Genomic DNA, 21,684 nt, shown 5'->3' on the forward strand with positions numbered 1-21,684 from the left:
GAACACCCCGCATCTTCGCTAAGCTCAACCTCCGTTGAGATGCGTGCAATTAGTCGCCGAGGTTCTTGTTGTAGAGGGTGACCTTGCCGCCGACGTTGGCGTACAGGCTCACCTTGTTCTCGTCGTTCAGGGCCGCCCACAGCTCGTCGGGGGTCGGCAGCGCCACGGGAATGGGCTCGCCGGCGAAGGTAGGCAGCGGGTTGCCGTCGCCCTGGTAGGTGCTGATGAAGTAGCCGCACCCCTCGTCGACGCCCTCGTAGGCGAAGAACTCGCGGATGCAGCGGTCGCCCTCGCCGTGCTTCAGAATGGACATCTCGAAGGAGCCGTCGGGGTTCACGATGGCCGAGATGCGCGGGGTGAAGTTCGGCGCATCGGGCTCGTATTCGCGCTTCATGCAGCCGGCGCGGAAGTCGCCCGCCTCCACGATGGTGTCGGTCTGGTCGCCGTTGGTGACCACCAGCGCGTCGCCCATGGTGCGCACCGGATGGTAAATGATGAGGCTCGGGTCCTCCAGCAGCGCCGGGTCGTGGGCCTCGGTGCGGATGCCGTCGGGCTCGGTGGCGAAGATGCGGTTGCGGCTGTTGGAGGAGCGGCCCATGATGAAGTAGTACACCGTGTCCTTCCCCACCACGATACCGCGGCCCGGGTAGGGGTTGCCCCTCAGCAGTTCGACAAGATCTTGCATGCGCCTTCCCTTTCTCTCTAACCTCACCGCAAGCGCCCGGGCTTTTGCACGGCCCGCGTCCCCTTACGGCATTCCCCGCTTCCGCCCACGAAAAAGGGCAAGCCGACATCGCGCCCATGCGCAGGTCGGCTTGCCCAGACGGTCGGCGGAAATAGCGCGCTGCTCCCCCGTGGTTCTCCACGCATGCCCGTCAGTCACAGCGCGTTCGCTTAGCCCGCAGGGTACCACGATTTGGCGGAACACGTCGCATGAAAAGGGCCTTTGCACGGAATCAGCTCGTTTTGCGGCCTTCCCCAGGCAACGGACGGGCAACGGTGAGTCAAAGGCTGAGCGATGGCGGCGTGCGAGACGCCCACGCGGGTTTACCCTGAGGCCAATGACCGCCCGAGCAAGGAAGCGTCCCATGGCATTCCTGAGGATGAGAAAACTGACCGAAAGCGACGAGATCGGCTACTTCGCGCCGCGCACGTGGGAGTTCTGGCGCGCGCTGGCCGTATGCTTTTGCCTGTGCTGTATTTTGGGGCACTGGCTGGAAATGCCCTACTGCTGGCTGATGGACCACCTCTTCGGCATCGTAGCCGATGACTACGCCGTGTGGACCGACCCGTGGTACCACCCCTATTGGGTGTACGGCTTCGGCGCCGTGTTCATGACCCTGCTCATCGAACCTCTGAAGGAACGCCTGGTGGTGCGCCGCAAGACGCTGTGGGGCGCGTTTCTGGAATCGCTCATCATCGCCATCCTTATCGCCATGGTGCTGGAGCTCGTCATCGGCTTGCTGGTGAACCAGCCCGACCCCGTCACGGGCGAGTACCCCTTCTGGGACAATTCCCAGCTGCCCGGCAACGTGTTCGGCCAGGCATGGCTCGTGAACGACTTCTTCATCGGCCTGGCCGCCATGCTGTACGTATGGGTCGTGTTCCCGCTCGTGTGCGAGGGGTTCTCGCTGCTGTCGCCCCGGGTCGCCAACGTGGTCTTCGCCCTCATCATCGTCGGTTTCGCCGCCTGCGTGACCGCCTCCTACCTGGAACTGAAACTCTGGGAGAAGTACTAGGGCACGAGGCCTCCGACCCCTGCGCGTTTTCCGTTGTCCGAAGCGCGGTGCACTGGGAAACGGATACAATGGGCTGCGATAACGTTTCGCGGCCCGCAAGGAGGCATTACATGGACAGAAACGAGCTGGCGTGCCTGGAGGCGCTTTCCGAGCTGTACCCCACCGCCGAGGAGGCGGCGGCTGAAATCGCGCTTTTGGAAGGGGCGTTGGCCCTGCCGCGCGGCACCGAGCTGTTCGCGTCGGACATCCACGGCGAGTACAACGCCTTCTCGCATCTGCTGCGCAGCGGATCGGGCGCGGTACGAGCCCTGGTGGAGGCCACATTCGACGACAGCTTCCTGCCCGACGAGCGCGCCGAGATTGCCGCATCGGCGCTTTATCCCGTTGAAAAGGTCGAGATGCTGCTGGCCGCCGGCGACGATGAATCGCTGGTCGTGCTGCTGGAATGTCTGGCCGACCTGGCCCGCGCAGCGGCAGCCACCCAGCTGACCGTGAAGGTGGACGCGCTCGTGCCCGAGGACTTCACCGTGGTCGTGGAAGAGCTGCTGGCCGCCAATACCCCGCTTAAGCGGCCCTGCGCCCGCGCCATTATCGAGGGCGCCGTGGCCGCCGGGGCCGGGGCGGCGCTGGCCGAGGTGCTGGGACAACTGGTGCAGCATCTGGTGGTGGACCAGCTGCACCTGGTGGGCGACGTGTATGACCGCGGCCCGGCGCCGGCCGCCATTATGGACGAGCTTCTGGACTATCCCACCGTGGATGTGCAGTGGGGCAACCACGACATCCTGTGGATGGGCGCGGCCTTAGGCCAGCCCGGCAGCGTGGCCAACGTGGTGCGCATCTGCGCCCGCTACGGCAACCTGTCCATCCTGGAAGACTCCTACGGCATCAACCTGCGTCCTTTGGCCGCCTTCGCCGCCGAGGCCTATGCCGACGATCCCTGCGCTGGCTTCGCCCTGAAGGGCAACCCCGGCCTTACGCCCACCGAGACGGCGCTCACCGAGAAGATCCAGAAGGCCATGGCCATCATCCAGTTCAAGGTGGAAGCGGCCCTCATCGCCGAGAATCCCTCCTTCGGGCTGGACGACCGCAACCTGCTGCACCTCGTGAACCGCGAGCGCGGCACCGTGGTGGTAGACGGCGTGGAATACGAGTTGACCGACACGGTGTTCCCCACGGTGGACTGGAGCGACCCCTACCGCCTGACCGAGGACGAAACGTCCGTCATCGAGCACTTGTGCGCGGCCTTCGCGAACTGCGAGCGATTGGGCCGCCACATGGACTTCTTTCTGGAGCACGGCAGCCTGTACAAGATCGAGAACGGCAACCTCATGCTGCACGCCTGCGTGCCCCTGGCCGCCGACGGCTCGCTTCTGGAAGTCACGCTGTTTGGCGAGACCTACCGCGGGCGGGCGCTCTACGACATGGTGGACGCCTCGGTGCGCGCGGCCTTCACAGCAGCCGACGAGGCGGAGCGCAAGCGCGGGCTGGATATGCTGTGGTACCTGTGGCTCGGACCCGGCTCGCCGCTGTTCGCGAAAAGCAAGATGGCCACCTTCGAGTTGTACCTCATCGCCGACAAAGCCGCCCGCAAGGAAGTGAAGAACCCGTTCTATTCCCTGCTTGACGACCCCGCGGTCATCGACGGCATCTTCCGCGATTTCGGCATGGACCCGGCAACCTCGCGCATCGTGTGCGGGCATGTGCCGGTGAAGGCGAAGGACGGCGAGGACCCGGTGAAGGCCGAAGGCCGCGTGCTCTGCATCGACGGCGGCTTCTCGGCGGCTTACCAGAAGACCACGGGGCTGGCGGGCTACACGCTGGTCTCGAACGCCGAGGGCTTGTTCCTGGACGCGAACGAGCCGCTTGCCTCGCGCGAGGCAGCCGTGGAGCAAAACGTCGATGTCGCTGCCGAGCGGCGCGTCATCGAACGCTACGACGCCCCGCGCACGGTGGCTGATACCGACGAGGGCGCTGTCCTGCGCCAGCGCATCGGCAACCTGCACCGACTGCTGGGGGCCTACGCCGCCGGTCTCATCGCCGAAGAGGCTTAGCGGGCAGACGCTTCTCAGCCGCAGTCGTCCCCCATCCGATTTCCGCTGCCGTTCGCATGCGCGGGCGGCAACGGTGCGCTCGGGGGTAAAAATTCCCAAAATCGGACTATTGCGACTATTTCTTTCGTCCTGCGCATGCGCTATGGTAAGGCCACGACCAGGTGTTTAAGCTCAATCGAGCATAAGCGCACCGTGCGCCCCGCGCCATGCAGGAGGAACCATGAGCTACAACGAGATATTCAACCGGCCTTACTTCGCGGTGCCTCCCGAGGCGCCCCAGGTGCAACTGCTGCTGCAGCGCGTTCCCCAGGCCGGCGCGGCCGGCTGGTATGCCAACGGGGCCGACGGCACCGTCTATTTCAGCATCGCCATCTACTTCGGAAGCCTGGTAATGCACCCCCAGGACGCCTCCGAGCGCGAGCGGGAGGTGCGCAGCCTGCTGGGATTCGCGCCCGACTGCACGCTGCGGCTCGATTACGCGTGCTCCCGCAAGGCCGCCTGCCTCCTGCGCGCCGGCGAGCCCGGCGCCGATCCGGCTCCCTTCTCGGCCTTCTCGCCCGAGGGCTTGGCGGCCGCGGAAAGCCTCATCGGCGACTTTCTCAGCCTGGATCTGCGCACCATCTTGCTGGACCGTCGCGTGCAAGACACCGAGACAGACGACCTGTTCCGCGGCGAAGAGGTTATCTACGAGGGATTTCTCGGCGACGAGGGCATGCCGCTTGCGCTGCAGCGCCTGGGCGACTCCCCCTTCGCCATCAACAGCACCATCATGGCGACCATCCTGTAAACCGCTTTTGGGGTACCTGCCCCAAACCCTCCGTCCCCGCCCCAGAGAAGGCCTTTGGAAATACCCCCTCGCGCGGGGGCGGCGAATGGGCTACACTGCAATCCTTATGCGTTGCGATGCACTCGAGGGGGGTGGTTCGTTTTGTCTGCCAAACAGCAGCTGCCGGCCGGAAAGCAAGATCTGTTTCCGCCGCAGCCACCCGATGGCACTACCCGCAATCTACGCAAGACGAACATCAGCGCCTTGGGCATCGCATTCATGTTGTTCTGCCTTGTTTCCGCCGGCGCTTTCGGCATCGAGGAAATCATCCCCGTCGCCGGCCCCGGCCTCACGCTCATCATTCTCATCGTGCTGCCCTTCGTATGGGCGCGCCCTATCAGCCGCCTCGTAGCCGAAGCGAACGCCATCCTGCCGCGCGAAGGTGGCATCTACGCCTGGGCCAAGGAGACCTTCGGTGAGTTCTGGGGCTTCCAAGCCGGCTGGTGGACCTCCATGGACACTTACATCTCCTCGGGCGCCTACATTGCCATGGTGGGAGGCTACACCTCCCAGCTGCTGTCGCTGGATGCCGAGGGAACCTTCGTGGTGAAGCTGCTGGTGGTCGGCTGCTTCACCGTGGTGAACCTGGTCGGCCTGCTGGAAGTGGAACGCATCAGCTCGTTTTTCTCGGTGCTCATTCTCATCGTGTTCGGCATGGCCGTGGTGTTCGGCTTCATGAACTGGCAGACCAACCCCTTCGACCCCATCTTCGCCACCCCCGACGCTCCCATGGGCTGCCTGGTGCAGTCGCTGTCCATCGGCATCTGGATGTACTGCGGCTACGAGTGCATCGCGGCCATGTCAGGGGAATACGAGGACTCGTCCCGTAACGTGGCCCACGGCTTCCGCATCGCCCTTCCGCTGATCGCGCTGTCCTACATTCTGCCCACCTTGGCCTGCCTGGCCGCCTACCCGGCCGGCTCGTGGGTGATGTGGGGCATCGACGGGGGCTTCTCGGCCGACGTGCTGGGCTACGGCACCATCTTCTCGGCGGTGCTGGGGCATTCGGGCGTGGTGCTGTTCCTTGTCATCGCCATCATGAGCCAGTGCACCATCTACAACACTTACCTGGCAAGCGGCTCGCGCAGCTTCTGGGTGCTGTCGGAGGACAACCTGTTTCCCCGCTTCATCCGCAAGGTGGACAAATCGGGCCGCAGCCCCTTCGTCGGCGTGCTGACCATCGCCGCCTCGTCGCTGCTGTTCTCGCAGTTCGACTTCACCACCATCATCGAGATGAACATCATCTTCATCCTGGCGCGTTACATGTTCCTCGGGTTCATCGTGATGCGCCTGCGCAAGATGTATCCAGTGGAAGAGCGCCCGGCCGACATGTTCGTCATCGGGGGCGGCAAGGTGGGCGTGGCGCTGTACTCGGCCTTGGCCTTCGGCATCGCCACCTTCACGCTGTGCCTGAATCCCGTGGGCGATTTCTTCGCCACCGTGGCGTTTTTGGCCTCGGGTGTGATCGCCTACGTGATCTTCAAGAAGATGTACGGCGGCCTCACCCGCTTCAACCCCGAGAAGCACCCCGTTGATCCGCGCACGGGATTAGCCGTGGGGGACATGCGCCGCATCGGCCTGTTCGCGCTCATTGTTGCCGGGCTGTTCGCGCTGAATGCGCTGATGAACCTGCTGTTCCTGGGATAGAGGCGCCACCTCCCCCAACTCACGCTTTCCACCGCGTCTCACGCTGCTGTCCACACGAAGGCGCCCCGCCCGGATGGAAGTCCGGTGCGGGGCGCCCTTGCGTCGCCGTTGGGAAGCGGCTATTTCTTCTTCTTGTCGCCGAGCATCTCGCGCACTTCCTCGCGACCCTCGTCGTTCAGCTCGCGCTCATCGGGGCAGAGGCGCTCCAGCAGCTCCATGAGCTCGCCCATGTGCTCGCGCTCCTCGTCGCGGATGTCGGAGAGCACCTTGATGGCGTCCTTGTTATCGGTGGCCAGAATGTGGGCGTCGTACTCGTGGATGGCCTCCAGCTCGCCCACCAGATCCTGGCGGATGGCGTTTGCCAGCTCGCGGTCAGTCAGCTTGCGCGGGACTTCCATCACGAAGGGGTTCGACAGAATTGCCATGGGACATCACTCCTTAAACTCGCGGGCTCGAACGGCGCAACGCCGCTTTCGACTCGGCCATGATATCGGAGGCCACAGCCACACGTTGACCTGTCGCGTCATCGTGCATCGAGCCGTTGACCCCACGTCACCGCGCCGATTACGTTGCCGCTACTCCCCCACGGCCACGAGTGAGAACACTTCGGCGTCGGTAGCCTCGGCAATAACGGCGCGGGGATTCAGGAAGGCGAGCTCCATCACGAACCCGAGGCCCGCGAGGCGCGCGCCGCTCGCCTGCACGAGGCGTACCATGGCCGTGGTGGTGCCGCCCGTGGCCACCAGGTCGTCCACGATGAGCACCACGTCGTCGCGCGGGAGGGCGTCGGCATGGATTTCCAGCACATCGGTGCCGTATTCCAACTCATAGGACTCGCGCAGCACCGTGCGCGGCAGCTTGCCCGGCTTGCGGCAGGGCACGAATCCCGCGCCGAGCTTCAGGGCCACCGCGGCGCCCACGATGAAGCCGCGGGCCTCGGCGCCCACCACCTTCGTGATACCGCGATCGGCGAAGTGGGCCGCCAGGTCGTCCACCAGAGCGGCGAAGGCCGCGCCGTCGGCGAAAGCCGGGGTGAGGTCTTGGAACACGATACCCGGCTTCGGATAGTCGGGAATGGGCACGATGAGTTCTTCGTAGGGGCGCATGGGTCATCCTTTCTCGCAGCCCTATTGTCGCGCACGGGCGCCGCTCGGCCCGCGTGGCCGCCAAGCTGTAACGCAAGTTTTGCCCGAGACACCCGCGAAACTGGGACATGTTACCGGGTAAGGTGTCCCACGCTCCTACCTGCGCGGGGCCATGGCCGGGTCGGACCGCACGTGGCGGCGTACCTTGCGGGCGCACGCCACGGCCACCACCGCGGGCACCGTATTCAATTTGGCGCCGAAGCCCCACGCGCCCCTCAGCCCAACTCCGAGCGGTTCTCACTTGCGTTACAGCTGGCCGTGCCCGCGCTTCACCGAGTCCGCGCCGCGCGACAATGGACGGCAAACCCGAGAAAGGAAGCCCCATGACCACGGAGAAGTCCCCCGCCGCATCTGCCGAAACCAGCGCGAGCGCCGCCCCCGCGAGCGCCGCCGACACCCTTACCCCGGCCGAGAAGGCCATCATCGCCAACGACCAGCACGCCCTGGAGGAGTCGCTGGCCGCCATGTCGCCTTTCGAGGTGAAGAACCTGCTGGTAAAGATGGCCCGCGAGGGCGACAAGGCCACCACGCGCACCCTGCTAAACGCCGGACGCGGCAATCCCAACTGGATCAACACCCTGCCCCGCGAGGCCTTCTTCCTGCTCGGCCAGTTCACCATCCAGGAGGCCAAGCGCACTTCCTCCCTTCCCGAGTTCGACTTGGCCGGTATGCCCGCCCAAGAAGGCTGCGCCGAACGCTTGCTCGCCTTCCTGGATGCCCGCAAGGAAGAGAAGGCGGCCCAGTTCGTTCGCCGCGCCTACGACTACCTGGTCGGGCAGGGATTTCCGCCCGACGAGTTCGTCCACGAGTGGACGAGCGGCATCTCGGGCGACCTCTACCCCTTCCCCGACCGCATCCTGCCCTACACACAGGAAATCGTGAACCGCTACCTCGTGAAGGCCATGGACGACGGGCACGAGCCGGAGGCCCCCTACGACCTGTTCGCCACCGAGGGCGGCACGGCGGCCATGTGCTACCTGTTCTACTGCCTGAAGTGCAACTTCCTCGTGAACCCCGGCGATCGCATCGCGCTCATGACGCCCATCTTCACGCCGTACCTGAACATTCCCACGTTGAACGACTACGACCTGGACGTCACCTACATTAACGCCACCACGCGCGGCGCCGAGGGGCTGCACACCTGGCAGTACCCCGACGAGGAGCTGGAGAAGCTGGCCGACCCGTCCATCAAGCTGCTGTGCCTGGTGAACCCGTCGAACCCGCCGTCGGTGGCCATGGACGATGCCTCGCGCGAAAAGCTCGTGCAGATCGTGCGGGAGAAGAACCCGAACCTGCTCATCATCAGCGACGACGTATACGGCACCTTCGTGCCCCACTACCGGTCGCTCATGTACGACCTGCCCTACAACACCGCCTGCGTGTACTCGTTCTCGAAGTACTTCGGAGCCACCGGCTGGCGTCTGGCCGTCATCGCCACGGCCCAGAAGAACGTCTTCGACGACCGCATCGCTGCCCTGCCCGCCGACAAGAAGGAGCAGATTCGAAAGCGCTATGCGTGCCTGACCGATCATATCGAGTCGGTGAAGTTCACCGACCGCATGGTGGCCGACTCGCGGCTGGTGGCCCTGAACGGCACGGCCGGCCTGGGCACGCCGCAGCAGGTGATGATGTCGCTGTTCGCCCTGTACTGCCTGCTGGACGAGAAGGATGCCTACCGCGCGAAGATGCAGGAGCTGGTGAAAAACCGGCTTGATTTGCTGTGGAAGAACCTCGGGTGGACCCTTGAGCCCGACCCGCTGCGCGCCGGCTACTACTCGGTGATCGATCTGGAGATTTGGGCGACGCGCCTGTACGGCGCCGACTTCTTCGCATGGCTGAAGGAAAACTACGACTCGCTCGATATCGTGGTACGCCTAGCCCACGACACCGGCGTGGTGCTCATGGACGGCGCCGGCTTCGACGCGCCCGAGTGGTCGGTGCGCGTGTCGCTGGCGAACCTGGACACGAACGACTACGCCGTCATCGGCCAGCACATCGCCTCCATGCTGGACGAGTACGCCGAAGCCTGGAAAGCCGAAGCGGGCAAGTAGAGTCTCTCAGCCAGGCCGGCATCCTCCTCGCCGACCTCGCCAAACACGCCGACCGGTGGCGGGCGCGTCCGGCCACTGCGCACCCCAGGAGTTCGGATTTTGGTTGCCAAAAATTCGGATTTTGGTAAAATTTTATTCGGATTTTAGTAAATCTCCTGGTAGGAGCTATCATGAGTCAGACCCCTGTCAAACCACAAGGATACCTCCCGCGCATTGTCGACGAACAGGTTGAGCGCTACTTGCGCATCTTCGGCGCCCTTGAAATCGAGGGCACGAAATGGTGCGGCAAGACGTGGACAGCACGCCAGCACGGTGCCTCCATCAGCTACGTCGATGAGCAGCTCGCACTTGCCCAGGACGACCCCTCGCTCATGCTCTTGGGGGAGAAGCCGCACATCATCGACGAGTGGCAGCGCGCTCCTGCCATTTGGAACCTGGTGCGCCATGGCGTTGACGAGACGCGGGGCCTGCGTGGCAGCTGGATTCTCACCGGCTCCTCGACACCGCCAGATCGACGGGACACCGCAGACGAAGCGTCTAAACGGCACAGCGGAGCAGGACGCATCGGCCGCATCAAGATGTCCCCCATGACGCTCTCCGAGTCGGGCGATTCCGAAAACACTGTCTCGCTCGCCCGGCTCTTCGAGGAACCCCCCGCTGCCGCCGTCGCCGAAGACGGCACACGGCAACTCGTCGAAATGGCATGCCGGGGCGGCTGGCCCGAAGCGCTCGATCTTGCCGCATTGGACGCGCAGACGATAGCCCGCGAGTACCTTGCCGCGGTATGCTACGAAAGCGCGCCCGATCACGGCCTCGACCCCTTTGTAACCGAGCGCGTCATCGCCTCGCTGGCACGCAACCTCGGGCAAGCCGCCACCTATGGCACGATCAGGGAAGATGCCCTGGGGTCGACGGGTTCCGATCTTACGGATAGACAGATCGGCGAGTACCTGAGCTTCCTACGCCGCATCTACTTGCTCGCCGAGGTGCCAGGGTGGGAGCCTCCCTCTCGCTCGAAGAAGCGGCTTCAAACCAAGCCGAAGCGTTACCTAGCCGACCCTTCGCTGGCCGTGGCCGCCCTCGGCCTGTCGCCCCAGGGCCTTATGGAAGATTGGCAGACCTTCGGGCTGGTCTTCGAGAACCTCTGCCTCCGCGACCTCACCGTGTACGCCCGGGCCCACGAGCTCGCTCGACCGGTTCCCGTGCGCTACTACCGCGACGATTCCGGACTTGAAGTTGATGCCATCGTGGAATTGACCGACGGGCGTTGGGCCGCTTTCGAAATCAAGACCAGCGACAGCAAAGTCGCTCCCGCAGTCGCCAACCTCAAGCGGCTTCGCAAGAAACTCTGCGAGAACCCACGCGCTCAGATGAAGCCGCCCGCGTTCATGGCCGTCATCACGGGGGTCGGCACCTATACGCGCGTCGTCGAAGACGGGATCTACGTCATCCCCATCCGCTCGCTGACGGCCTAGCAGATGCGGAAGGCGGAGAGGCGCCGACGCTAGCGGGCGCGGCGACCTGGGACACGATATCGCGCAGGTAGCCGTAGCCTTCGGCTTCTAGTTTGTCGGCGGGGATGAAGCGGAGGGCGCTTCCAGCCCATGTGCCAAGACGATACAATATGACTCGTCAATGGCAACGGAGAAGCGGGAGGATCATGGAGCTCACCGTCACGCTTACGGACCTGATGGACGCCGTCGACCGCGAGTCGGAATTCGACGACTACGGGTATTTCCTCGATCCCGCAACGGGCGCCACGCACTTCCTCTGGGACGGGCGGGCCGACGAGGTGGACGACGATGCCGCCTTCGAGGCGCTCTCGGAGCGGGTGGACGAGCTCATCAAGCTGCCCGACCGCTCCCTCACCGACCTTTACGCTCGGGCCGAGGATTTCACGGCCCTGCGCGTCATGGATGCCCGACAGCGGGCCCGTCTCGCCCGCGTCTGTCGCAAGGCGCGCCGCAAGCGCAACATCGGCTTCTTCCTCGCCGAGGCCACCGCTTTGGGACTCGGCGACGAGCAGCGTGCCTACTGGGACGAGTGCGACGAGGAGTTCGTCCGCCACTGGTGCGCCAATGAGGGCATCGCCATAGAAGAGTAAGAGCGACCGGGAGAAAGGCTGGCTATGGAATTGGTCGAGAAGCGGTTCGGCGAACTGAGCCTGGAGGAGTACCACGAGCTGCTGAAGCTGCGCTGCGCGGTGTTCCTTGTGGAGCAGCAAAGCCCGTACCAGGAGGTGGACGACGCCGACAAGGAGGCCATCCACCTGTACTTCCGCAACGATGAGGGCGCGCTGGCCGCCTATGCCCGGGTGCTGCCGGCCGGGGTCACCCATCCCACGGCCTCTATCGGCCGCGTCATCGCCGTGGAGCGCGGCTGCGGCATGGGACGCCGCATCATGGAGGAGGCCATCCGCGTGGCCCAGGAGGAGCTGGATGCCGACGTCATCACCATCGAGGCCCAGGCCTACGCCCGCGAGTTCTATGAGAAGCTCGGCTTCGTGCAGACCTCCGACGAGTTCGACGACGGCGGCATCATGCACATCGAGATGAAGCTCAAACGCGCGTAACGCTACACGGGGGGGCTGCCGCTCGCGAGAACGGCAGCCCCGCGCCTCCTCGCGACCTCGGCCCGCGGCGCAGAGCCCTAGCCCTCCACCGGGCGCACGGGGTGCCGGATAACCGTCTTCAACTTCTCCGGAGCCGTCCGGCGCGGGTCCGACAGGTATATCTCGTGATGATGGTGCCCCTCTGCGGTATCGGACAGGTCGTTTTCCAGCCCCTGCTCGGCCACGAACGCGTCGAGCAGCGCCACCGTGGCCGGCTCGTCGTCGTAGGGGCCCAGGTGCAGAATCTGGGCGCACAGGCCCTCGTCGATGGTCAAAAGCTCGGCATCCGAGGCGTCGATGCCCTTCTTACGCGCCGCCTCGTCCCGCGCCCATGTGAATTCCTCGGCCGTCACGAAGTCGGGCAGCCGGATAGCCGCGACCCAACGGAAGGCCGCCTTGTTCGCGTAATCGACGCCCTTCTCTCCCGGCTGCCACCAGAAACCCTCCAAAGGCGGCACCACGAAATCGTAGTAGCCGTCGATGCGATGGTCGCTCTTCTTCGACATCTTGATAGTGTAGGCGATGGCGTACAGCACGCCCACGGCCTCCTGGTAGGCGCCGCCCTCTGCATTCGGGTCGCCCTCGCCCCGCACGGCCACGAAGGTCATGGGCGGCACGCGCACCAGTTCGGGTGTGCGCTTCGGCAGGTAGAACTCCTTGTACTCCTTCTTGAAGTCGAACGCCATGGGCCTTCCTTCCTTGTATGGATCGCGATGCATCTAGCCCTCCGCCGGACGAACGGGCAGCCACACCTCGCTTTTGCTGTCGGGCGCTGTCATGCCGGGAGTGAGGTAGCGCTCCACATCGGCATGGGTTTCCCACGTATAACCAGAACTGGGCAGCCACTCGGTGAGGATGCGGTGCCACAGGCTGTCCATGGCATCGGGCATGGGCCCTTCGCAGGAGAACACCGCATAGGTGGCCGCCGGCACCACACGCTCGGTCATGCCCTCGGGACACGGCGCCCCCGTTGCAACGGCGCACATATAGCCATCGAAGGCGCCTTTCTCGCAGAACTGCACGCCCAGCAACCCGGCGGGCTCGCTTCCATCCATACACGCGAGCACGTCATGCACGCGCGGTCCCACCGACGCCCAAAATTCGGTGGCCTTCTCACCAGCGCACTCAACGCTCCACGGACCGTTGTCGGCCTGGATGCCCACAACGCGAAACTCGGAGCTCTCGACAATCCGATACTCCATCGCATTTCCTCCTTGCACAGAAAGGGTGAACACGAGGCGCGGATACAGCGCGAGCACGGCACCAGGCCGGCGGGCGACACTCGGCGCTACCCCGTGCACAGCCCGAAAAGCCCGGCTGAACGCCGTCGGAGAATCATAGCCGTAGCGCAGGGCCACGTCGATCACCCGATCGCCGCCTTCGCGCAAATCGATGGCAGCCTGGGACATCTTCCGGCGGCGCACGTATTCAGCCAGCGTGGTGCCTGCCAAATAGGGGAACATGCGCTCCAGCTGAAACGGCGAACAACCGGCGACGCGAGCCACCGTCGCCGCGGAAAGGTCCTCGGTCAAATGCGCGTCGATGTAGCGCATGGCGGCGTTTAGATCCTCGAGCCAATTCACACCCGCACCTCCTTACGGTTCACAGCTTACTGTGCGGCCACCTCCCCGTCCTCGCATTTCACGAGCAGAAACCGCGCGGGGCGAGCCTTGCGCTACGCGCATTCGATGCGCGCCATTATAGGGCATCACGCAAAATCTCTTCTCCTCCTTGACAGCGTCTTGATGCAATATATAATTTGCAAATGCAAGATATATCTTACATTATCAGAAAGCATTGCATCGTCGGTTAGAACGACGGGAAAGGAGGAGCATGGAGCGCGAGGAGAAGAACCTGCGCATGAAGGCCGCCCGTATGAAGATGGGTCTTTCCCAAAGCGATCTGGCCGAGCGCGTAGGCGCCACGCGACAGACCATCGGGCTTATCGAGGCCGGCCGCTACAACCCCAGCCTCAAGCTGTGCACGGCCATCTGCAAGACCCTGAACACCACCTTGAACGACCTGTTCTGGAACGAGGAGGACGCATCATGAGAATCATCGAACGTTGGAACGCCATCATGGGCCCCAAAGACGAGCGGCTCACGGCGGAATCGAACCGCTACGCGGCCGTCGGCTATATCATCCTCATTATCGGAGCGGCCCTCGTCCTGTACTACGGCATCATGCTGGAACAAGTGGCCGAAACTACCGACCATCCGCTGCTCACACCCTTGGGGCAGTCGGTCTTCCCCGCCTCCACGGCGCTGCTCATCGTCATTCTCATCTCGGGCCTGGTATCCACGTACCTGCAAGTGCGCACCGGCGCCTTCGACACCCATGCGCGCATCGCCCAAACCGACCGCATCCCGTGGGACTACGTGGCTCTGATGGCCCTTCTGTGCGGTGTCGGCCTCGGCGTTGCAACCACGGTCACGCGCATGCTCGCGGAGGTGCAGATCGTCGGCATTGCCAACGTGGCCTGGGCCGGAGACATCGCCATGGGCGTGGTGTACTTCACGCTGGCCTTCGCCGTGGGGTTCGCCTGCTTCGCGGCCACGTTCCGCGGCGCCATCAACCGCCGCCGCCAGCTGGAACGCGAGCTGGAGGGGTAACGCCCGGCGAATCGCCCCACCCCTCGGTGCCAGGCCTCTCGCCCCCCCACACTTCATTTTAGAATTTCTTTCGATTTGAATTGCCGTTCAAATCTCGCGTAATTCTAAACACCCCGCTTCCCGCCGCCTGCCTGCGTGCGGGGGCCGTTCAGGGTAACCGGTGTGTTGCAAGTTGCGAAACATCCCGCGAGCAACGATAACCGGGCACCTAAGATAGAGGGCGCGACGGGGCCGCCCGGTCCCACCCCCTATACGAAGGAGGTTCCATGGACATCCAGAACATCACGGTCGCCGGCGGTGGCGTATTGGGCAGCCAGATTGCCCTGCAGAGCGCCTACAAGGGCTTCGCAGTCACACTGTGGCTGCGAAGCGAAGGCTCCATCGAGCGCACGCGCCCCAAGCTGGAGCGTTTGCGCGGTATCTACCGCCAGAGCCTTGCGGCCCTGAAGACCGACCCGAAGGCATGGTGCCGCGGTCTGACCGATTCCGCCGACGTGCCCGCCGAGAAGATCGACGAGCTCATCGCGCGCGTGGATGCCGCTTTCGAGGGCATCGTGCTCACCACCGACGCCGCCGAGGCCTTCGGCGATACCGACCTGGTGATTGAGGCCATCGCCGAGGTGATGGACGAGAAGGACGCCTTCTACACCTCCATCAAGGACGTGCTGCCCGAGCGCACCATCCTGTGCACCAACTCCTCCACCCTGCTGCCGAGCGCCATGATGGACTTCACGGGACGCCCGGAGAAGTTCCTCGCCCTGCATTTCGCCAACAACATCTGGCAAAACAACACCGCCGAAGTGATGGGCACCGCGAAGACGGGCGAGGAATCCTACCGCGCCGTGGTGGATTTCGCCCGCGCCATCGGCATGATTCCACTGGAGCTGAAGAAGGAGCAGCCGGGATATCTGCTGAACAGCATGCTCGTGCCCTTCCTGAACTCGGCCGAGGCGCTGCTGGCCAACGGCGTGGCCGACGTGGAGACCATCGACGCCGCCTGGACGCTCGGCACCGGCGCGCCTTTGGGCCCCTTCCGCATCCTGGACATCGTGGGGCTGACCACCGCTTACAACATCGTGGCCGCAAGCCCGGCCGCCCAGGACCCCGACAGCGTGGCCGCCCGCATCGCCGCCCTGCTGAAGCAGCGCATCGACGAGGGCAAGACCGGCATCAACGCCGGCGAGGGCTTCTACTCCTACCGCTAGGCCCCGCCCCCAGGCAAACCATATCCGGGAAAGGCGGCCGTCGTGAGTCGAGAGCGAACGCTCCCTCTTTCGGCCGCTTCTCTCGGAGCCCGAGTCCGGCGAAGGTGGACCGCTACCGTCCGCAGGACTCATTCCCCCGCGCCGGCGGGAACCATCTCGTCAGCGGGCGTGGTTTCCGTGAGACGAGCTTCGCCGCGGCGGCGCGCCTCGTCTACTGAGATGGTCTTGATGCGGAACGCGAAGTACCACAGCTCGAAGATGACGAGCGCCACAAGGAGCGCTTTGGCCCACCACTGCGGCAGCACCACCGCGAGCACCGACATGATGCCCACGCCGGGCGCCATGCACAGAAACTTGGTGCGCAGGGTCATCTGCCGATTCTCCATGAAGTTGGCCAGGTAGCGCTTGTATAGGCGCGTCCCGTGGAACCAATCGTCCAGGCGCTTGGAGCTGCGCAGGAAGAAAAACGACGCTAGCAGCAGAAACGGCGTCGTCGGCAGCACGGGCAGCACGGCGCCCAGAGCGCCCAGCCCGAAGAACAGCAGGCCCAAGGCCCCGTTGACGATACGCATGCGAAGCTCCTTCACGCCGGGGCGCCATAGGGCGCCCATTCTCCATCGTGAGTCTATGATACGGAATGCCCGCACCCACCTGCATCCCCCATACGGGCTATTCGGCCACAGGCCACCTGTGCGCCGGCGGCCTTCAGTGCCCGAAACCGTCCGCAGCGTCCCAAGGGGAGCTATCGATTTCCCAAACCGGGCCGATTTGCCAATCACGCATTCTCTCGTGACGTAGAACGGCCCTCCCGTACACGAAACTCGACTTATATAGACATCGCAGTCAGCCGGAGAGGCCAGCGATGCCTATATAAGTCTAAAAACGTGCGACACGCCTCTTCGAATGTCTATATAAGTCGATTTTTATGCGCACAGCGTATAGATTTTGTCACCGCTGGCAATTCGGCAATTACTCGCCCGCTGCAGTCGACTCTTCCGCAAGCAGCTCGCGGGCGTGGGCGATGGCGTCGTCGATGCTGCTGCGGAAGTGCTCTTCCCCTACCAGATCGACGAAGCCGGCGCGCTGCATGGTGCGCATCGGCTGCTCGTTCACATGCGAGAAGATGAGGCGCACGCCGTGGGCATCGCAGTACGCGTAAAGGTTTTCCAGCGCGTTCATGCCCGTGGCATCCAGCGAGGGCACGCCGCGCATGCGGATGATCAGGTACTTCGTGAACTCCTTCACCGAGATGTCGGCGATGCGCTCGGTCATGCCGAAGAACATGGGCCCGTTGATCTCGTACACGCGCACGCTCTTCGGCAGCTCGCGCAAGTGCGTGACCTCGGAATTCTCGTCGCAGTAGTACTTCCACCCCTTCACCTCGGTCTCCTCGCTCACCATCTTCAGGAAGAGCACCATGGTGATGAGCATGCCCGCGGCAATGGCCACCACCAGGTCGAACACGATGGTCAGCACGAAGGTGAGCACCAGCGTGGCCACCGCCCCCTTCGACGCCGTCTGGCACAGATGCGCGAAGTTGCGCCAACCGGACATGTTGTAGGCCACGTACAGCAGAATGGCGGCGATGGTGGGCATGGGAATGAGCGCCGCGTAGGGCATGAGGAACGCCAGCACCGCCACGAGCACCAGGGCATGCACCATACCGGAAATGGGCGTGCGACCGCCGGCCTTCACGTTCGCAGCGGTGCGGGCGATGGCGCCGGTGGCGGGAATGCCGCCGAACAGCACCGAGGCGATGTTGCCGATGCCCTGGGCCACCAGTTCCGTGTTGGCGCGGTGGTGCGCGCTGATCATGGAGTCGGCTACCACGCAGGACAAAAGCGACTCGATGGCGGCCAGGATGGCGATGGTCACGCCGTTGGCCAGCTGGCTGCGGAAGAGGGCCCAGTCGAGCTGGGGCAGGTGGAACGTGGGCAGCGCGCTGTCGATAACGTACAGGTCGCCGATGGTGCGCACGTCCAATCCGAGCACGCTCACCATGGCGATGCCCGCCAGCAGCGCGATGAGCGAGCTGGGAACGCGCTCGCATACCCGGGGCCACAGGAACAGGATGGCCAGGCACACCGCACCCACCACGCACGCCTGCGCGTTCACCGTGGCGATGTTGCCCGCCAGCGCAGCCAACTTCTCCGTCGTTTCCACGGCAACGGTGCCGTCGGGGTAGGTGAGCCCCAGGAAGTCCTTCAACTGGCCGATGGTGAGCGTGACGGCAATGCCGGCTGTGAAACCGGTGGTGATGGTGAAGGGCACGAAGCGGATGACGGCACCCAGCTTGCACAAGCCCATCAGGATGAGCAGAATGCCCGCGATGATGGTGGCCGCGATGAGCCCGTCGATGCCGTCGGTGGCCACAATGCCCGCGACGATGGTGGCGAACGCCGCCGTGGGACCCGAGATTTGCACGCGGCTGCCGCCGAGGAAGGCGATGAGGAAGCCGGCGATGATGGCCGTGTAAAGGCCCTGCTCGGGCGACACTCCCGACGCGATGCCCAGGGCGATGGAAAGCGGCAGGGCCACCACGGCCACCACGATGCCGGCCACGATGTCGCGGGGTAGCTGCTGCCTGAGCTCTTCTTTGCTGGAATGCTTGAGAATGCTGAAAAGTATCGGCTTGATCTTGTCGCGCTGCTGCATGGCTCGCTTCTTCGGGTCGTCGGACAGGGCGCGCCCCACGCGACGGCGCACCGCGGGGGAAGTTCCACGCGGCGGCAATACCTCTGATTCGGCGGTGTGCGAGAAGACGCGAGGTCGCATTCTAGCGCCCGGCCGGGGGGCGGGCAAGGCAGAATCCCACGTCAGTCGGGGGAACGGTTGACCGCGAAAGCGGCGGCACTTCCGCCAGGTGCCACAAGGGCGGCGCCTGGTTTCAATACGCAATCAAATCGCCGGACTGCGCTGATGCGCGCGAGGGCCGACTATACTTTCACGGAAAGACCCTCGAGGGAAGGAGCCGCTGTGAATCCCCTGCCGCTGAGCACCGAGACCACCGTCGAGACCCGGGAGCTGGTCGTTATGGAACCGGAGCCTCTGCCCGAGCGCCCAATGAAGGAGAAGGCCATCATCGCGGGCATTCTGGCCGTTGTCGCCCTCGTATCGCTGCTGGTGGTGGCGAACATCGCCTCGAACCCCGCCACGTATGGCGGCATCACCGACACCCTCGACGAGAAGAAGGGCAACGTCATGATGCTGGCCACCACCACAACCGCGGCATCGGCCGCCATCTCGGCGCTGCCCAACGACATGGGCACCCCTATCGCCGAGAAGCTGGTGGACTTCAGCTCGTACTTCATGGTCATCCTGGCCGTTATCTATCTGGAGAAGTTCCTCCTGACCACGCTGGGATTCCTCGGCTTCGGCATTCTCATCCCCGTGGCCTGCGTGCTGTTCGCCGTCGCCGTGTTCCTGCAACGGGGAACGCTTTCGCGAGCGAACTTGCAGCGGCTGGGCGCGAAACTCGCGGCGTTCGGGTTGGCGCTGGCGCTCGTGGTGCCCGTGAGCGTGTGGCTCACCGACAACGTGGATGCCACCTTCGACGAGACGCTTGCCGCCTCCAATGCCGCAGCCCAAGAGGCCACCCAGCAGTTGGAGGAGAACACCCAATCCGAGCCGCAGGAGGACCAAGGGCTACTCGGCGGTATCGCAAGTGCTGTGCAGGACGGGTGGAACGGCCTGACCCAGGGCGCGCAGCAGGCGCTGGACAGCCTGGGCGACCAGCTGAACACCATGGTGGACACCATGGCCGTCATGATTGTGACGAGCTGCCTGATTCCCCTGCTCGTGCTCATACTGTTCCTGCAGCTTGTGAAGATCATCACCGGAATCGACTTCGGTGGCGCCACCGCCGTCATGGGCGCCGCCCGCACCAAGGGCCGCAGCGTCGCCACCGCTCTCCGCCGCCCCGCCTCCCGCGGGTAGGAGCCGGCCAGCCTTTCCCACAAAAGCGCCCCCTGAGCCGAGGAGGGAAGACTCAAGGGGCGCTGTGCGGAAACTGCCGTCCAGTGAAGCTTTAAGCAGTTACGCTATCGAAATCGTCCATCATGTCCTTGATGGCCAGAACGCCGAGGATAAACCCGCGGCCGATGGAACCGCCAGGCAGCACCATCGGATACTCGTGGCCGTAGAATGAGCCGCCACAGTCACCGGCCGCCCACAAGCCTTTGATAACCTCGCCGTCGTTGTTGAGCACCCGGCTGTGCTCTTCCACCTGCAAACCGCCAACAGTTGCCAGCACACCCGGAGCGCGCTTGATTGCGTAGAACGGCGGCTCCTTGATGGCGTTGTACGTCATGAACTCGCCCTTCACGCCGTAATCCAGATCGACGCCCTTCTCGCACAACTCGTTGAAGCGCTCCACGGTGGCCAGGAACGTCTCCTTGTCGATACCGTAGGCGTCTGCCAGGCCCTCCAAAGTGTCAGACTCGATGATGGCGCCGCTGTCCACCGCCTTCGCCCAGTCCTTAGCCGGATCGGCCGTCTCGCGGCTGTGGCTGTTGGGGTTGGGCATATCGTCGATATGGTCCATCCAGTGCGCATCCGTGATCTGGAACGCGACCTTTTCAGGCTGCTGGGCCACAGCCGTTACCACTGCCTGGTAAGGGGCATCCTCATTCCCGAACCGCTCTCCCTTGATGTTCACGCGAAGCCACGGAATACCAGAGAAAGGCGAATTACCCTCAGGCAGCCAGGTGGGATCGAAGTGCATCATAAGCGCATGGGGGGCCGGGGTAATTTGCGCGTTCACCCACGAACCCATGCGGATCGCGTCGCCCGTGTTGTTGGGGGCACCATGCATGCTGTGCACGCCAAGCAGCAGAGGCGCATAGCATTCGAGCATCTCCTCGTCGTCGGAAATGTCGCCGCAGGCCATCAGCACGCCCTTCGACGTATTGACGCGCACGTATTCACCCTTCTTGTTCTGGCCGATAACGCCTGTTACGTTACCGTCCTCATCGGCGATCAGCTGAACCGCCGGCGTATCCCATAGCATGCGGGCACCAGCGGCCTCGGCCTTCTCACCCATGGCGTTAAGCAGCTTCGCATACTGCGCATAGCGCGTGGAGAAATCGTTGTCGACGTACCAGCCCAGCGTCTGGCCCTTCTCCACCACAACTGGCGTGAACTCTTGCGTGTTGTCCAGAATCCAATCCATCACCTCGCCGCCGCGGTTCAAGAAATTCATGACAAGCTTCCCGTTGTCGCGGCCGTTGGCAACCTCGGCGAGACCCGCATACAGCTCGCCCGTGTCGAACGGCTCCCCACCCGACTCAAGCCACACCTTGTTGTTGATAGCGTTCGCGCACCAGCCATTCGAGATCGCACCCGACCCCTTCTGGAGCACAACGGTGTTCAAGCCGTGCATGGCAGCGTACATGGCACTCGGTGCACCGGCAGCGCCCAGGCCGACAACGCATACGTCGGCATCGATAGTCTCGACAAAGTCGGTAATGGGCTCGGGCTTCTGGCTCCAACTCCAGCGACCGGAAGACTCCGACGAGCCGTTTGCCCCATCGGCAGACTCGCCCGTGCCCGACAGAGTACTCGTACCCGCCGGCGCACACGCCGCCAGACCGGCTCCAGCCGCCAGAGCAGCGCCGCCCGCAATTGCGCCCTTCAGAAAGTTGCGCCTCGAAAGATCCTCCATGATTGTCTCCCTTCTCCTTTTCCTTCCAAGCGCAACTGCGGCCCGTGCTATAACGGTAGTGCTTCGCGGAAGGCGCTTGGACCTTCGCCCATTGCGGCGAGGCACATCCAAAGATACTTTTTCGCAAGCGTATTG

Annotated in this window: 20 protein-coding genes and 1 riboswitch; of the genes, 12 read left to right on the forward strand and 8 right to left on the reverse strand. The window is 64.1% G+C overall.

Translation table 11 applies throughout. The features are described from left to right. Window positions 1–49 precede the first annotated feature (49 nt). On the reverse strand, window positions 50–685 hold the full coding sequence (locus VIN30_RS06940; RefSeq protein ID WP_338210338.1) for an IMP cyclohydrolase: 636 nt from the start codon (window positions 683–685) through the stop codon (window positions 50–52). A gap of 125 nt (window positions 686–810) precedes the next feature. After that, a riboswitch (ZMP/ZTP riboswitch) is annotated at window positions 811–893 on the reverse strand. Between the two features lie 195 nt (window positions 894–1,088). Here VIN30_RS06940 and VIN30_RS06945 point away from each other — a divergent pair. The 4 genes from VIN30_RS06945 to VIN30_RS06960 all read left to right on the forward strand — a co-directional run bounded on the left by VIN30_RS06945 (window position 1,089) and on the right by VIN30_RS06960 (window position 6,263). Further along, window positions 1,089–1,739 carry a putative ABC transporter permease gene (locus VIN30_RS06945; RefSeq protein WP_338210340.1) on the forward strand — a complete coding sequence of 217 codons (651 nt, stop codon included), beginning with the start codon at window positions 1,089–1,091 and terminating at the stop codon, window positions 1,737–1,739. A 110-nt stretch (window positions 1,740–1,849) separates the two neighbouring features. Continuing rightward, on the forward strand, window positions 1,850–3,790 hold the full coding sequence (locus tag VIN30_RS06950; protein WP_338210342.1) for a fructose-bisphosphatase class III: 1,941 nt from the start codon (window positions 1,850–1,852) through the stop codon (window positions 3,788–3,790). 220 nt (window positions 3,791–4,010) lie between these two features. Beyond that, window positions 4,011–4,577, forward strand: coding sequence for a hypothetical protein (locus VIN30_RS06955; protein WP_326426192.1), 567 nt, complete (start codon window positions 4,011–4,013; stop codon window positions 4,575–4,577). A gap of 141 nt (window positions 4,578–4,718) precedes the next feature. Next, a complete protein-coding gene (locus VIN30_RS06960; protein ID WP_338210345.1) occupies window positions 4,719–6,263 on the forward strand; it encodes an APC family permease in 1,545 nt (514 codons plus the stop codon). Between the two features lie 119 nt (window positions 6,264–6,382). Here VIN30_RS06960 and VIN30_RS06965 read toward each other — a convergent pair whose 3' ends face one another. Together VIN30_RS06965 and VIN30_RS06970 are read right to left on the reverse strand one after the other, a co-directional pair. Beyond that, entirely contained in the window at window positions 6,383–6,688 is a 306-nt protein-coding gene (locus VIN30_RS06965; RefSeq protein WP_326426188.1) for a ubiquinone biosynthesis protein COQ7, read from the reverse strand. Window positions 6,689–6,838: 150 nt separating this feature from the next. Further along, window positions 6,839–7,369: an adenine phosphoribosyltransferase gene (locus VIN30_RS06970; protein ID WP_338210348.1), complete on the reverse strand. Its 531-nt coding sequence runs from the start codon at window positions 7,367–7,369 to the stop codon at window positions 6,839–6,841. 362 nt (window positions 7,370–7,731) lie between these two features. On the opposite strand from VIN30_RS06970, the gene VIN30_RS06975 reads away from it, so the two are divergent. From VIN30_RS06975 to VIN30_RS06990, 4 genes are all read left to right on the forward strand, one after another. Beyond that, window positions 7,732–9,459: a bifunctional aspartate transaminase/aspartate 4-decarboxylase gene (locus tag VIN30_RS06975; RefSeq protein WP_338210350.1), complete on the forward strand. Its 1,728-nt coding sequence runs from the start codon at window positions 7,732–7,734 to the stop codon at window positions 9,457–9,459. A gap of 170 nt (window positions 9,460–9,629) precedes the next feature. Beyond that, complete coding sequence (locus VIN30_RS06980) at window positions 9,630–10,934, forward strand: ATP-binding protein (RefSeq protein ID WP_338210352.1); 1,305 nt, start codon at window positions 9,630–9,632, stop codon at window positions 10,932–10,934. A 185-nt stretch (window positions 10,935–11,119) separates the two neighbouring features. Further along, complete coding sequence (locus VIN30_RS06985; protein ID WP_338210354.1) at window positions 11,120–11,563, forward strand: hypothetical protein; 444 nt, start codon at window positions 11,120–11,122, stop codon at window positions 11,561–11,563. Between the two features lie 24 nt (window positions 11,564–11,587). Continuing rightward, complete coding sequence (locus tag VIN30_RS06990) at window positions 11,588–12,031, forward strand: GNAT family N-acetyltransferase (protein ID WP_338210356.1); 444 nt, start codon at window positions 11,588–11,590, stop codon at window positions 12,029–12,031. Window positions 12,032–12,108: 77 nt separating this feature from the next. Here VIN30_RS06990 and VIN30_RS06995 read toward each other — a convergent pair whose 3' ends face one another. Continuing rightward, window positions 12,109–12,756, reverse strand: a complete 648-nt coding sequence (locus VIN30_RS06995) for a GyrI-like domain-containing protein (protein WP_338210358.1) — start codon at window positions 12,754–12,756, stop codon at window positions 12,109–12,111. A gap of 33 nt (window positions 12,757–12,789) precedes the next feature. Next, window positions 12,790–13,653 carry an AraC family transcriptional regulator gene (locus VIN30_RS07000; protein WP_338210360.1) on the reverse strand — a complete coding sequence of 288 codons (864 nt, stop codon included), beginning with the start codon at window positions 13,651–13,653 and terminating at the stop codon, window positions 12,790–12,792. A 250-nt stretch (window positions 13,654–13,903) separates the two neighbouring features. Between VIN30_RS07000 and VIN30_RS07005 the strand changes: the two genes are divergently transcribed. The 3 genes from VIN30_RS07005 to VIN30_RS07015 all read left to right on the forward strand — a co-directional run bounded on the left by VIN30_RS07005 (window position 13,904) and on the right by VIN30_RS07015 (window position 15,887). Then, entirely contained in the window at window positions 13,904–14,122 is a 219-nt protein-coding gene (locus VIN30_RS07005) for a helix-turn-helix transcriptional regulator (RefSeq protein WP_326426176.1), read from the forward strand. Then, complete coding sequence (locus VIN30_RS07010; RefSeq protein WP_338210362.1) at window positions 14,119–14,682, forward strand: hypothetical protein; 564 nt, start codon at window positions 14,119–14,121, stop codon at window positions 14,680–14,682. The genes VIN30_RS07005 and VIN30_RS07010 overlap by 4 nt, the downstream gene beginning before the upstream one ends. Window positions 14,683–14,948: 266 nt before the next feature. Continuing rightward, window positions 14,949–15,887, forward strand: coding sequence for a 3-hydroxyacyl-CoA dehydrogenase (locus tag VIN30_RS07015; protein ID WP_338210364.1), 939 nt, complete (start codon window positions 14,949–14,951; stop codon window positions 15,885–15,887). Window positions 15,888–16,015: 128 nt separating this feature from the next. Here VIN30_RS07015 and VIN30_RS07020 read toward each other — a convergent pair whose 3' ends face one another. After that, window positions 16,016–16,459, reverse strand: a complete 444-nt coding sequence (locus VIN30_RS07020; RefSeq protein WP_338210366.1) for a YbaN family protein — start codon at window positions 16,457–16,459, stop codon at window positions 16,016–16,018. A gap of 397 nt (window positions 16,460–16,856) precedes the next feature. Further along, window positions 16,857–18,542 carry a SulP family inorganic anion transporter gene (locus VIN30_RS07025; RefSeq protein ID WP_338210367.1) on the reverse strand — a complete coding sequence of 562 codons (1,686 nt, stop codon included), beginning with the start codon at window positions 18,540–18,542 and terminating at the stop codon, window positions 16,857–16,859. Between the two features lie 321 nt (window positions 18,543–18,863). Here VIN30_RS07025 and VIN30_RS07030 point away from each other — a divergent pair, with 321 nt between their 5' ends. Further along, window positions 18,864–19,823 carry a hypothetical protein gene (locus VIN30_RS07030; RefSeq protein ID WP_338210369.1) on the forward strand — a complete coding sequence of 320 codons (960 nt, stop codon included), beginning with the start codon at window positions 18,864–18,866 and terminating at the stop codon, window positions 19,821–19,823. Window positions 19,824–19,914: 91 nt separating this feature from the next. Here the strand turns inward: VIN30_RS07030 and VIN30_RS07035 are convergent, their stop codons facing one another. Next, the gene (locus tag VIN30_RS07035; protein ID WP_338210371.1) at window positions 19,915–21,549 is read right to left on the reverse strand and encodes an FAD-dependent oxidoreductase; all 1,635 of its coding nucleotides are present in this window, start codon (window positions 21,547–21,549) and stop codon (window positions 19,915–19,917) included. Window positions 21,550–21,684 lie beyond the last annotated feature (135 nt).

Source organism: Adlercreutzia wanghongyangiae (assembly GCF_035989245.1).
In the GTDB taxonomy this organism is placed as follows: Bacteria; Actinomycetota; Coriobacteriia; order Coriobacteriales; family Eggerthellaceae; genus Adlercreutzia; species Adlercreutzia wanghongyangiae.